The sequence below is a fragment of the Vibrio limimangrovi genome (assembly GCF_054064025.1).
Genome location: NZ_JBSUGF010000008.1, coordinates 45,241 through 58,743, shown reverse-complemented (window position 1 = coordinate 58,743; position 13,503 = coordinate 45,241). Strand labels below are relative to the sequence as shown.

The 13,503-nt window shown below is 46.6% G+C and carries 12 protein-coding genes; 3 read left to right on the top strand and 9 right to left on the bottom strand.

Annotated features, from left to right (window positions below):
• The first annotated feature begins 13 nt into the window (after positions 1-13).
• Positions 14-688: a DUF1028 domain-containing protein gene (locus ACWYU8_RS11025; RefSeq protein WP_457519619.1), complete on the top strand. Its 675-nt coding sequence runs from the start codon at positions 14-16 to the stop codon at positions 686-688.
• Between the two features lie 92 nt (positions 689-780).
• Here ACWYU8_RS11025 and ACWYU8_RS11020 read toward each other — a convergent pair whose 3' ends face one another.
• The 7 genes from ACWYU8_RS11020 to mdcA form a co-directional block, all read right to left on the bottom strand.
• Positions 781-1,710 (bottom strand): malonate decarboxylase subunit epsilon, encoded by a 930-nt coding sequence (locus ACWYU8_RS11020; protein ID WP_457519618.1) that lies wholly within the window; start codon positions 1,708-1,710, stop codon positions 781-783.
• A gap of 63 nt (positions 1,711-1,773) precedes the next feature.
• A complete protein-coding gene (locus ACWYU8_RS11015; protein ID WP_457519617.1) occupies positions 1,774-2,397 on the bottom strand; it encodes a malonate decarboxylase holo-ACP synthase in 624 nt (207 codons plus the stop codon).
• Between the two features lie 50 nt (positions 2,398-2,447).
• The gene (locus ACWYU8_RS11010; protein ID WP_457519616.1) at positions 2,448-3,920 is read right to left on the bottom strand and encodes an amidase; all 1,473 of its coding nucleotides are present in this window, start codon (positions 3,918-3,920) and stop codon (positions 2,448-2,450) included.
• Between the two features lie 5 nt (positions 3,921-3,925).
• On the bottom strand, positions 3,926-4,726 hold the full coding sequence (gene mdcE / locus ACWYU8_RS11005; protein WP_457519615.1) for a biotin-independent malonate decarboxylase subunit gamma: 801 nt from the start codon (positions 4,724-4,726) through the stop codon (positions 3,926-3,928).
• Positions 4,719-5,876, bottom strand: a complete 1,158-nt coding sequence (locus ACWYU8_RS11000; RefSeq protein WP_457519614.1) for a biotin-independent malonate decarboxylase subunit beta — start codon at positions 5,874-5,876, stop codon at positions 4,719-4,721. The genes mdcE and ACWYU8_RS11000 overlap by 8 nt, the downstream gene beginning before the upstream one ends.
• A gap of 35 nt (positions 5,877-5,911) precedes the next feature.
• Positions 5,912-6,823 carry a triphosphoribosyl-dephospho-CoA synthase gene (locus tag ACWYU8_RS10995; protein ID WP_457519613.1) on the bottom strand — a complete coding sequence of 304 codons (912 nt, stop codon included), beginning with the start codon at positions 6,821-6,823 and terminating at the stop codon, positions 5,912-5,914.
• Between the two features lie 54 nt (positions 6,824-6,877).
• Complete coding sequence (gene mdcA, locus ACWYU8_RS10990; protein WP_457519612.1) at positions 6,878-8,530, bottom strand: malonate decarboxylase subunit alpha; 1,653 nt, start codon at positions 8,528-8,530, stop codon at positions 6,878-6,880.
• 234 nt (positions 8,531-8,764) lie between these two features.
• On the opposite strand from mdcA, the gene ACWYU8_RS10985 reads away from it, so the two are divergent.
• Positions 8,765-9,685: a LysR substrate-binding domain-containing protein gene (locus ACWYU8_RS10985; RefSeq protein WP_457519611.1), complete on the top strand. Its 921-nt coding sequence runs from the start codon at positions 8,765-8,767 to the stop codon at positions 9,683-9,685.
• 60 nt (positions 9,686-9,745) lie between these two features.
• Here ACWYU8_RS10985 and ACWYU8_RS10980 read toward each other — a convergent pair whose 3' ends face one another.
• Positions 9,746-11,152, bottom strand: coding sequence for an aspartate aminotransferase family protein (locus tag ACWYU8_RS10980; RefSeq protein ID WP_457519610.1), 1,407 nt, complete (start codon positions 11,150-11,152; stop codon positions 9,746-9,748).
• A 215-nt stretch (positions 11,153-11,367) separates the two neighbouring features.
• On the opposite strand from ACWYU8_RS10980, the gene ACWYU8_RS10975 reads away from it, so the two are divergent.
• The gene (locus ACWYU8_RS10975) at positions 11,368-12,492 is read left to right on the top strand and encodes an AraC family transcriptional regulator ligand-binding domain-containing protein (RefSeq protein WP_457519609.1); all 1,125 of its coding nucleotides are present in this window, start codon (positions 11,368-11,370) and stop codon (positions 12,490-12,492) included.
• Here ACWYU8_RS10975 and ACWYU8_RS10970 read toward each other — a convergent pair.
• The gene (locus ACWYU8_RS10970; protein WP_457519608.1) at positions 12,487-13,431 is read right to left on the bottom strand and encodes a LysR family transcriptional regulator; all 945 of its coding nucleotides are present in this window, start codon (positions 13,429-13,431) and stop codon (positions 12,487-12,489) included. The two genes, ACWYU8_RS10975 and ACWYU8_RS10970, sit on opposite strands and share 6 nt — an antisense overlap.
• Positions 13,432-13,503: the final 72 nt, after the last annotated feature.

Sequence of the window (13,503 nt, the reverse complement as noted above, 5' to 3'; positions counted from 1 at the left end):
CACAGGAGAGTTTATGACCATTTCAATAGCAGGTTACTGCGCCAAAACTGGAACGTTTGGCTGTGCTATTTCCTCATCGAGCATCAGCGTGGCAAGCCGCTGCGCTTTTGTAAAAGCCAAGACCGGTGTAACATTAACGCAAAATGTCACCAATCCGGCTTTGGGCCCGCTAGGCCTGTTGCTACTTAGCGAGGGAGCGACTGCGTCACAAGCCCTCGAACAACTCAAACTTGCCGATGATCATATTGAGTACCGTCAGCTTGGAGTGTTGGATGCGTCCGGAAACGGGGCAACCTTCAGCGGGAAACAAGCGCTTGGTATTTTTAGTACCAGCCAAGGAAATGACTGCATCGCCATGGGCAATTTGCTGGCAAATGAGCAAGTGCCTCAAGCTATGATTGACGCGTTTGAGTCCAGTGCTGACATGGATTTGGGCTCTCGACTTATCCACGCCCTAAGTGCAGGCGTTGAGCAAGGGGGAGAATTAGGAGAGCTTAAATCTGCCGGCCTAATGGTATGTATCGATCACTCTTGGCCGGAAGTTGATTTGAGAGTTGATTGGAACGAATCTCCCATTCAGGCACTTAAAGAAGCCTGGAAAATATATAAGCCCCAGATTGAAGACTACATTTTACGAGCCGATGCCCCAGACAATGCACCCAATTATGGAGTGCCTGGCAACGAATAGTTGGGCTTTATTTCTTCCTGTATTTAGCCAGAGTGTGGACCCTCTGGCTTTTTTAACTAAATTTACCGACCCTACTTAAAAGGGACCGTGAGTTAACTCGCCCGTTTTACCCATTCCAGAGTATTGTCCAAATTGGTACTGTCTAAGCTAATGCATTGAGTCTGGTTCATTGATGATTGGCAAAGTGACGTGAGAACCGCACCCGGAGAACATTCCATCGCTAATTTCACACCACGCTGCCCCATCATAGACAAGGTGTCCCACAAGTTAACGGTTTGACTCATATTGAATGCTAAGTCATGGCGTATACTATCAACATCATTCATCACCCGAGCACGATTCGCACTGACATAGACACACTTAGGTCGGTTAAAGGTCACCTTTTGCATAGCTTCATACAAAACGTTTGCCTGAGAGGCGAGTAAATCGCAATGAGAAGGTACCGAAACATTGAGTCGTCGCGCACTGTGAGCCTGTACTTTTATCGCTTGTTGGCATACATATTCCAGAGCATCTATCTTGCCCGAGACAATGGTTTTATTCTCTGAATTGATGTTAGCAACGTAAACACTGTATCCCTGCTCTCTCGCATGTAATACCAGTTCGTTAACCTGATTTAGTGGCAGGCCAATTATCGCTGCCATGCCATAGCCGTGTGGATAAGCCTGAGCCATCAGTTCGCCTCTGAGAGCGACAATATTGAGCCCTTGCTCTAAATCTAAAATGCCGCTACAAATCGCCGCCGTAAAACCACCAATTGACAGCCCCATCATATAGTTAGGCTTCACACCATGCGCTTTGAGGTAGCGATACTGCACATATCCAGCAATAGTAAGTGCTAACTGAACATCTCTGTTAGAACTAGTCTCATCAAGATCATCGAATTTAGTAGGAGAGTAACCCAATATCGCCTCAATCTGCTGCAAAGCAGACTCTACTTCGGAGTGACTAGGTAACTGAGATATCATGTTTGGACGTTGTGTTCCCTGCCCGGGAAATGTCATTAGAATACTCATAATCATGTTTTCTCTGTTACGAGTGAAAGCCCAGCCAAACAGACTTAGCTGGGCGATAAGAGGATTAAATTAAGGGCTGCATGCCCAAGGATTACCGGTAAGTTGTGGACCGGTGTCCGTTTTTATCAATACTTTAGACTGCCCACGACGCGAGACCCATTCTCTTAGCGCTACAGCGCCTGATGGCGTATCTATCTGCGTATCGACCCTACAAGGTAAATCATCTAATTGATGGTTTAGGGACTCTAACACTCTAATTGGTAACGGCTCCGGCAAGTAAACGGTAATGTCGATATCACTGTCCTGATGAGCACATTCCATTCCCGTCGCAAGTTCATAGCCCAGGCTTCCTGTCACACCCCACTCAATACCGTGCGTCTGACATATCGTGGCGACATCCGTAAGAGTTTGAAATGACACTAAATCACTCGACTGCCAATAGGCCCGAGAATGCTTGGACTGAGCAAGTTGTCTGGGCGTCACAGATCTCACGACCGATGATTTACATACCCACGCAGCCAAACGCTCGCTGCGGGTTCTGCCTCTCACACCAACAGGAATTAGGGTGTGACGGTTAGCCCGACGGACAACAACAGGCAGTGAATTATTGTGGCGTGCGTACCAGCTTGGAGAATCATTCCCTTCCAGGGTTATTTCATCGACCCACAGTAAATCATGAGCGTTATAGGACATAAACAGACTCCTTGTTATCCAGTTGCAGAAAGTGAAGCTTTTAGGCTATTTCAGTCAGCAATAGCCAGTTCACTTTTGGACAACAGAATCGAAGGTTCTACTTCATGCCACTGCGTTTTATTCTGATACGCGTAGGCCAATTTCAGCACTGAAAGGTCTTGCTGATACGGTCCCATGATCTGTAACCCCATCGGCAAGTCACTATCGCTAAATCCAACCGGTACATTCATGACAGGTAAACCCGCCAATGTCCCCATGATGCTGATCTCCATCCAGCGGTGATAGGTATCCATTTGTTTGCCATTAATGCTTTGCGGCCAGTGACAATTCGAATCAAAAGGAAAGACCTGAGCACTTGGCAGCAGCAGGTAATCATACTGCTCATAGAGAGACGATACGTAGGCATACCATTTGGAGCGAATCACCGATGCCTGATACACATCCATCGCAGATAATTTCAGGCCGCTTTCAATTTCCCAAACCGCTTCTTTCTTCAGCAACTCACGTTGAACCGGGTCATGGTAAAAAGGCGCGAGCAAACCAGCGACATTAAAGTTGCGCAAATGCAGCCAACTTTGCCACAGTTCATTCAGATCAAAATCAACGTCAACCGCTTCAACCTGGCATCCTAGTTTTTCGAACACCTCCAGCGATTCTTCACAAAGATCCAAAACGCCATCTTCCATTTCTATTCGGTTGCTGAAGTTACCCAGCCAGCCAACTTTCACGCCTTTAAAATCGGCCGCCAGATCCTGCCTAAACTGCTCTCCGGTTTCTTTAATAGATAACGGAGCCCGGGCATCATAGCCAGCCTGAATAGACAATAACATCGCGATGTCTTTAACGTTGCGCCCGATAGTCCCCTCAATACCAAGCTGCGAATAGTAGACTTCGCCTGCGGGACCAAAAGGAATTCGCCCCTGCGAAGGTCTGAAACCGTACACATTGTTGTAAGCAGGAGGATTTCTTAACGAACCCATCATGTCGGAACCACAAGCGACCGGCACTAACTTAGCCGCTACCGCAGCAGCCGCGCCGCCAGAACTGCCGCCTGCAGTTTTCGAGGTGTCATACGCCGACTTGGTTGTGCCGTAAACCGGATTATAACTTTGTGACCCCAGACCAAATTCAGAGACATTGGTTTTACCAATGAAGATTGCTCCTGCCTCTCTCATTCGCTCTACATGTATCTGATCATGTTCCGGAACCCAGTCTGCAAATATTGGCGACCCCATTGAAGTTCGCATCCCTTTTACTGGCGCGAGATCTTTGACCGACATGGGGAATCCATGCAGAAAGCCTTGGTCGATGCCCTGCGCTAACAATTCATCTTTCTCTTTTGCTTCCTGCAGCAGAGACGCTTCATCACGCATCCCAACAATAGCATTAACCTTCGGATTAATATGTTTAATGTGAGATAAATATGCGTTCATTACCTCAACGCAGCTTAATGACCCATTGTGAATCTGTTCAGACAGTTCGGTGGCGTTAAGCTTTACGATTGAATTCAATTTCTTATCCATAAGTCCTAATAAATCCATTCTTTTTGCATCTGCTCGCGAATATCACGTGTCGCACGTCGATTTTCGCCTTGCAAACGATGTGACCATTCATTCCCTTTGATATTGATGTCTTCCAATGCAGCAGAAAAGAGAGAGCGGATTCGGTCAATATCCTGATTGGTAGGCTGGTCGGCATTCTCCACGGTGACCATTTCCCAAAGTAGTCCCAGTGTATTGTAATTGTTGATGTCGTACGCCATCGGCGGATGCTCGGCTGCCAGTGACTCTAACTGATCTATTGTTCGTAGTGTCACTTTCGCCGCAGAGGCTTTACCCATCGCGTGCACGCTGCACTGCTCATCATCCAGTGCAATCAGTCGAGAAGCCTGATAACCATGTGCAAGAAATCCTCCTGACATCGCTTTGCCAACAATCAAGCCTAAAACAGGATGGCCAGCGTTACGCGCCTGAGCATACGCATTAGCCGCTGCCGCCAAAGATAAATGAATACCATAAGCTTCCTCACGACGACCATACGCTTGTGAAGGAACATCGATAATCGCCACGATAATAGACTTTGAGTGGCTGTCTTTATCGCGTTCGACGACCTCATTCACCGCCTTCGCGATGTTCCACCCTTCCAGCAACCCGACTTCACCATTTCTCGCTCGCGGGAAAGCATTGTTGCTATCTTGAGTCACATTAATATAACGAACCGGAAGACCATTAAATTGATCGTCAACAACTTGTACTGATGGCGTAAATCCAGCAACAACCTGACCATCAGAAGCCAGCGACTTCATCCAAATATCACCTCGTTTACTCATCAGCCTTTCCTCCTGCTAAATCTAAACATACCTGCGTAGGCGTTGCCTGAACAGAGGTATCCACCTGATTCAAAATCGATAAATAATGCTCAACTTGCTCACTTCTGGTGGTTTCTGGCTTACCTGACTGAAGAGCGTCAACAAGCTGAGATTTGATCGAACCTGCGTCATCTTCGACTAAATGGTCCACCAGCTTGCTACGATATCTCTGCTCTCCGCCCGTGATTCCCCAGATAAAAGGTCGGTCAGACGAATCGTATTCTGCAATGCCCGCTTCTTGTTCAATAACAGCAGGGCCATTCAGGCCTAATCTCGCTTCACGGGTGACAATAAGCTTGCTGCAAAGACCTGCGGCTATCGACATGCCGCCAAAACAGCCAACGGCTCCGGCAACAATACCGACCACTGGGACATACTCGTTGAGTGAAATAATGGCAGAGTGAATGTCCGCAATGGCAGCAAGTCCAAGGTTAGCTTCCTGTAATCGAACGCCACCAGTTTCCAGCACTAAGATAACTTGCGTGTTAATTCCGCGTTGATTGTCTTGCAGAGCCAGATCGAGCGCTGCAGCCATTTTTGCGCCAGAAACTTCACCGATAGCACCGCCCTGGAAACCACCTTCAATACCAAGCACAACGGCGCGCTGACCATCGATCTTTCCGATCATAACAATACCGCCATCATCACTTTGAGCGACGATGCCTTGCTTAGGTAACCATGGTGAAGTGAGCTGAGCTTCACAACCGAGTAGCTCCTGAGCGGAGCCTTCATCAAACAGGAACTGACAGCGCTGACGGACCGACATTTCCACGAATGAGCGACCAAAAGGCGTGATCTCTCCAGCAGCAAGACTCTGCTGTTCCTCTAACTGTTCTAACGCTTGTGCCAATCTGAGGTTAATCACTCCTGGTGTCGCACCAAAATCATTGATGGTGACACTCATTGCTTCACCTACCTCTTCAAACGCACGAGATAAGATCACCAGCCATACTTCATGGCGATGGTTAATTGAGGTTGAAATATTCACGTCAATTTGTGAGTTTGAGTTTGGTTGTAGCAAAACTTCTAAGTCGCCAGACCCCACATTCCCCACCCGCACGTTTTTCGAAATTGAGTGCTGGCCAGGATAAGTAAATTGCAGTTGTTCCATTGCCAATAATCTCCTTTATACATCAATGAAATGAATCATTGATCAACCAAAATGATGCTACGATTTGCGACTGCATCGACAAAGAGTGTCGCCGCTAACAGATCTGCTGCGCCTCCCGGTGAAGCATTGATAGCAACCATGCTTTTGTTTAGTTCGATAAGCTTGCTGAAACCGACTTCCGTTGCAGCACCTCCGGCCTGAATGATGTCACTCGCGCCTTGTTGCATGAGCGTTAACCCCGCCATACCTGCTCGGGATAACACGCACGTATCGGTCAGATTTGCCATTAGTGCCACTAGCGAATTCAACTGAGCATGAGATTCAGAGTGATCCTTCTGTCTGCTAGAGAGGAGAGCAGGAAGCGCGATATCGACGATAGCAGGAAACCCATTCTGAGCTTGCTCCCGAGCGCCATTGACTTGATATTGGCGAGTCGCCTTAAGTCCTTTACTCCACGTCTGTTTGACGAATTGATCCGGCAAACAAGCAATGCGTCCAGCGACAGTACACAGATCATTTGAAGTCGCGTTTTCGCCCAGCATCCCAGCGGATGTAGCAAGCAAACCAAGCGCCCAAATCGCACCACGATGCGTATTCACACCATCTGTCACTTTCATCATTTGGGACTCGGCTTCCCGGCCAATGTGGCCGATTTGCTCTCTTAAAGGGATTAAAGAATCCAACGACTGACGAGATTGATGTCTTTGCCCTTCAGCCGCCATTTGCGCAAAATAAGGAGCCAGACAGTTGGCCGAGCGCACCATCAAGTCGACAGTCAGGTCGCGGTGTGATCCCGTATTCCACTGGTCAACTAAGCCAGGTTTTGGCGATAGCATCACTTCTGCGATAAGTGCATCGCGAGCCAATAAACCAATCTGATCCGCCAATGGGGAAAGCGGTGCATACTCCTGCCAATTTGGGCGGATTTGCTGAGCGATGTGCAACATTGAATAATCCTCTTCCTATTTACCTGCTCCGGATCTCGTTATAGACCAGGGAACCTACCAGCTACGGAATTTCGCTGGCGGCTCGTATAGGCCCTCAGACCACTGGACAAGTTCATTCATGTTTTTCGCGGCCAATAAATCCCGGGTTGCTTCAGAGCGTTTAATCCCCAGATCCTGAGGTGTGGCGACCTTGCCTTCGGCTCGAAGTTTGTCAATCTGACTTTTAGTTACGGTTTGCCCCAAATGGGTAACACCAGCAACCGCTGCGATCATCTGTTTACGCTCTTCCAGATCTTTAGCCATGTATAAGTAAGCAATACCTTCTTCGGTCAATACGTGAGTAACGTCATCGCCATAAATCATGACAGGGGCAATGGGCATATTGCTGTGCTGACCAACGTCAACGGCATCAAGCTTATCGACAAAGGTTGGTTTTTCACCGCTTTGGAATGTCTCGACCATTTGCACCACAAGCTTTTTACCTTTGAGGATGTCTTTGTCGTGATCGGTAATGAGATCCAGCCATGCATCACTGGCGTGTCGACGTCCGCGGGGATCGTGTCCCATATTTGGCGCGCCACCGAAGCCTGACAGACGACCATGAGTCACGGTTGAGGAGTTGCCCTCCGCATCCATTTGCAGCGTTGCACCAATAAACATATCTGCTGCAAACTGGCCAGCCATCTGACACATGGTTCGGTTCGAACGCATAGAGCCATCTGACCCTGTGAAGAACACATCTGGTCGATGACGAGCGTATTCTTCCATACCCAATTCGCCACCAAACGAGTGCACACTCTCAACCCAGCCAGATTCTATTGCCGGAATAAGTGTCGGGTGAGGGTTCAATGTCCAGTGCTTACAAATTTTGCCTTTCAGCCCCAGCTTTTCGCCGTAGGTAGGCAATAGCAATTCGATAGCTGCAGTGTTGAAACCAATACCGTGGTTTAACGTTTGGACTTTATGTTTGGCATAAATCCCTTTAATCGCCATCATCGCCATCAAAATATGCGTATCTTTAATCAGGCGCGGATCGCGAGTGAATAGAGGTTCGATAAAGAAATCTTTATCAGCTTCGACGACAAAGTCGATCCAATCTCCGGGAATATCGACACGGGGCAGATCATCAACACTGTCCACAATCTTGTTTACCTGAGCGATGACGATACCATCTTTAAAAGCGGGCGCTTCCACCAGCGCAGGCGTGTCTTCCGTTGATGCGCCGGTATATAAGTTGCCTTTTTTGTCTGCGGTATAACCTGCAACGAGTGCCACATTCGGAATCAAATCACAATAGAGACGCGAATAGAGCTCAATATAGGTATGCACGGCACCGACTTCGAGTATCCCATCCGCGAGCATCTGAGAAATACGCACACTTTGTTTGCCGGCGTAGGCGAAATCGAGCTTTTTGGCTATTCCCGTTTCAAAAATATTCATATGCTCTGGCAAGCTCACGCTCGGCATAATCATATGGAGATTATTGACAACATCTGGGTTCACTTTTTCCAGACTACGGGCTAAGAAGTCAGCCTGCTTTTGGTTATTACCTTCGAGAATAACTCGATCACCCGGTCGGATTATCTTTTCCATCACTTCAACAATATTTGAAGTTGGAATCACTTTACCTTCCGTTACTGAGTTAACTGAATTAATTCGCTCCTTCTTTAAGGTGCGCTTAATATCCCACTTCTTTTTTTCGGTCATAAAAGTGCCTCACGATATATTTCAATCACGCTGTTATTTTTACGATTTAAAAATAACCTGCTATTCCATGGCATTGCTTTCCTTGAACTCATGTCAGTGACAACGCTCTGAAATGCTCCATACCTTCAAACTACTCGCGAATGAGATCACATTCAATTAACTGACTAGTCACACTATTAACCCAAAGTTAACAATGATAATGTTGCTATATTATTGAAACGGATTCGAATAAACATGATTAACGACGGTGTCACTTTAAAGAAAATCACTATTTTTCATGAGTTTATGAAAAATAGTAGTATGAAAGATGCTGCACAGAAATTAGATATCAGTGTCGTTAGTGTGCATAAAGCTTTGCATTCGCTGGAAGAAGCGCTGGAATGCCCACTGTTCGAAACTCAAGGCCGTTCTCTCCGTCCGCTGAAAAGCGCGGAAACTTTTTACGCGTATTCAGCAAAATTATTGGCCGAGCTGGATTCCGCCATCAAAGAAGCCAAAGACCAGTTGGGGATTCAGTCCGATAAGCTGGCACTGGGTAGCTTGTACTCTTTGACTTACGACCTTGTTCCGACTGTCGTTTCAGGGCTGCAGAAGCGACGACCTGAGCTGCAAGTTTCAATTACTCAAGGCTCGAACCAAGCGCTATTACAGAAACTAGACAAAATGGAAATAGACGTCGCGCTGATTGCACTGCCTCATCCCGGAGTCAGTAGCACGTATACGATCATGCCGATCTATCAAGATAATATGGTGATTGCGCTCTCCAATGCCTCTCCGCTTGCAAAAAAGCCGAAAATAGCGCTGGAAGAATTAGCCAATGAAAAGCTCATCACCCTATCTCCGGGCTTCGCAACCTACGAGCATTGCATCAAGTGCTTTGAAAGAGACAACCTTAAGCCTGTCATCGGCATGCAGATAGAAGACATTTTCACGCTGATGAACATGATACAATCCGGCGTTGGCTACTCCATCGTTCCTGAACGGTTAAAAGAGAGATACCAGCCACACGTTACGTTCGTTGATATCGATACTCTCCATCCGGAGCCCGAACCTCAAACCGTCTCGCTGGTTTGCTTAAAAACCAAAGAGCGTGAAATTGGGATTTTGAGTTGTATCGCAGAGTGCCGTTTGTATGCACTCAGTCATAAGTCTTAGAGTCCAAAAACCAAAAAGCGCACCATCAAAAAGAGGCGCGCTTGTTATTAGCAATACTATCTACACTGCGACCAATTTCGCTAATTGTGAAAGAACTTGGTTGAGCTCCGATACCAACCAATCGATCTCTTCGCGCTTCATGATCAATGGTGGCGACATTTGGATTAATGGCGTTCCACGCTGGTCGATCGCAACGCGGAACAGCAGACCTTTATCGTACAACGCAGGCTCCAGATATTCGGCGACAAAGTCAGCTACCGTCAATGAACCTTCCCAACTGCACTTCTGCTGGTTAGTCACGAGTTCCACTGAGTAGTGGTAGCCATCACCACGTACATCGCCAACCAGCTCGATATTGCGTAAGGTCTGCAGTGACTCTTTAAAGTACTCGCAGTTTTCCTTAACGTTGCCAACGATATTTTCTCGCTCAAGTATTTCTATATTCGCAAGCGCGGCGGCACAAGCAACAGGGTGGCCACCATAAGTTAGCCCATGCAGGAACATCTGTGCGCCGTTCTCAAGGATCGGTGTCATCACTTTATTTGAAGTAATCACGCCCCCTAGAGGGATATGACCAGAAGCGACGCCTTTTGCAAAAGTAATCACATCTGGTTCTAAACCGTAACGACTAGAACCAAACCACTCACCCAGGCGACCGAAGCCACAGATGACTTCATCAGCAATAAGCAACACACCATATTTGTCACAGATCTCACGTAATCCCTTGGTGTATCCCGCAGGAGGAGTGAAGCTGCCGCCCGCGTTTTGTAGCGGTTCAATAAAAATGCCCGCTACCGTACTCGGACCTTCCTGAATAATTAGAGACTCGATTTCTTCTAAAAGAAATGCCGTAAATTGAGCTTCAGTTTCACCTTCAGGACGACGATAGCGGTTGGTATTAGACACATGGCGAACCCCGGACATCAAAGGTTCGAAGTCTTTGCGCAGGTCAGTCATACCATTCAGAGACAGAGCGCCGTAGCTGGTGCCATGATATGCCACACGTCGGGCGATAAACTTTCTTCTTGAAGGTTCACCCTTCGCCTGATGATACTGGCGTACGAGTTTGATAGCCGCTTCATTCGATTCCGAACCGCTGGAAGTAAAGAACACGCGATTTAGATCACCGGGAGCGAGAGAAGCAATTTTTGATGCCAGACGGATGGAAGGCTCATGCGCAACGCTCCAGTTAGTAAAGTAAGGCAATTCACTCATCTGACGTTTAACGGCTTCACCAATCTCTTCGCCATGGCTGTAACCAACTTGCACGCAGAACAACCCGCCTAACGCATCAAAAAATTTCTTACCGTTTGTATCCCATATCCAGCAGCCTTCACCTTTATCCATCACGGTTAATGCTTTTTCATGGTAGTACTTACGCGGCGTAAAGTGCATCAACAGGTGCTCTTTAGCCAGACGTTGCAGCTCTTCGTTGTTTTTTTGCATAGACTGCATATCAATATCCATATCAATTTCTCCTAGCTTTCATGTTCTGTTTCCGGTCAAGGGGTAATTTCAGCCACCGACCTAAATTAACGACCCAACACCCCCACAATACTTGCGTTAGCGCTCATCTCGTCATACAAAACCAGGACAAAAATGGGATAATTTCGGACAATATGCGATATTGACAAAATACACAGGGACTCAAAGGAACTGGCTCCCCAATAATTGAAATCAACGTGATAAAAGGAATCGTCATCATCAACTATTACAAGGAATCTCCAGACTCAGCACCGCTAATGCTGAGTAATGTTCATACGGAGAAAAATGTATTAATCAACAAAACTGACCCGCGACAAATACCTGCGACATCTCATGTCATTGCTATCGCCATCGAACTTGCGAGACAGAATGGGATAAGCACTCAAGATGTATTAGCAAGCGCGGGCCTGACTGGCGAATCACTTTATTTGCCAGAAACTGAATTCAATCGTTTTCAGGAGATATCGACGTTTGAAAGTCTGTTGGATATTACCCAGAGTGAAATCCTGGGCTTACAAATAGGAAGGTCGATTAAAGTATCCTGTCTCGGCCTGCCCGGTTACGCCATGTTGGTCAGTGAGAATGTAGCTCAGGCGATATCCTGTTTGATCGCTTTCCCACTATCACTTGGATGGTACTTCAACATTGAGCTGGAACCAGATGAGAGAACCGTAACGCTTAAAATCAGTGACTACTGTTATTCAGATAAATTGAAACAGTTTAGCATCGAGATGGCGCTCTCTTCTGTGCTGACATTAATTGAAGATTTACTCGGTCACACAGTGAAGCCTGTGGCGGTTAGACTCACCTGCTCCTCAATACCGCATCTTCAAAAAGTTGCGACCTTTCTCGGCTGTAATGTAGAGCCCTGCGAATACGATGGGATTACGTTTGAACTGAGTACTTTCTTAAGTCTCTGCCCGCTTGCGAATAAAGTGAGTTTCGAAGATCTGTACAGACAATGTGAGATAAAAGAGAGTGAATGGCACGCCAGAGCTTCTCAGGATTTGGCATCCAAAATCAAGTATCTCGTTTCGCAAGAGCCCGCATCTTACTCTATGACCAACGTAGCCAGAGAGCTTTGGATGACAGAAAGAACGCTAAGGAGACGTTTAAAAGAACAGGGAATCTGCTTCCAAAAGCTGGTTAATCAAGTACGTTACCAGAAAGCTGTAACATTATTGGAAACGACCGATACCCACATCGCAGATATCGCAGAGCAACTAGGCTACAGCGATACCGCCAGTTTTCGTCATGCGTTTAAACGTTGGTCGAGGCTAGCCCCGACCGAGTTCAGAAAACTCAAACAGAAGGAATTATGAAGCAAGTGACGTTATAACGGAATATGGCGTTTGCTTTTGAATGGTAGAGTTAAAGTCCTTCAAAACTTCCACAAATGCATTTCCTACCGGGGATAAGCGAGATTGCTTCAGTTTCGCAATTCCCATGGTCAAAGGCAGTAAATTTCCTTTCAGGGGAATAGAAACAAGCTTGCTGTTAACTCCGTCTTCACCACGCATTGGTGTATTAAGAAGAGAGTACCCTAACCCATTTTCTACCAAGCCCTGCGCCATACCCAAGGAGTGAGCTTTGAAAGCCACTTTTGGTTCGATGCCATGACTATAAAACAAAGAGCAAAAATACTCTTTACTCATCGGCCAATCTAGCATCACCATAGGATGCTCAGCCAACTCTTCTAACGATAAACATGAGCGACTTGCTAACGAGTGGTGTTTACTGACCGCTACATAAGGTGGCATCACCATCAATGGTATGAATTCGATACTCTCAGGTAACTGCATATCATAAGTGACAGCAAGTTCGTATTTGCAGTTACTTAAGCCCTGAATAATATCTTGTTGATGCATTTCGTCGCACTGAACATCGACTGCGGGATATTTTTCCACAAATCGCTTGATCATCGACGGCATCATCAATGACGTGAACGTCGGAAACCCAACGACATTGAGGGCACCTGAAATCTCTGTTCCCAGAGTTTCAGCAAAACGAGACAAATCGTCAGCGTCACTGAGAAGTGATTTGGCTTTATTGAAAAACCGATAGCCCTGAGGCGTAAGCGATAACCCCTGAGCATGATGACGGACAAACAATTGTAGCCCAGTAACATGTTCAAGATGTTGAATCGCAGAAGAGATTGAAGGCTGAGAAACAAACATTAACGCGGCTGCTTTAGTAACACTCTGATGTTCCCCTGCAACAACAAAATACCTCAGTTGTTTTAAGGTAAATTTAGTGGTCATTTATTATTTTCCTTGATGGCTTTACTTCAGTCCTTTAAACGATACATTAATATTTTATTAACAAATAAGCAA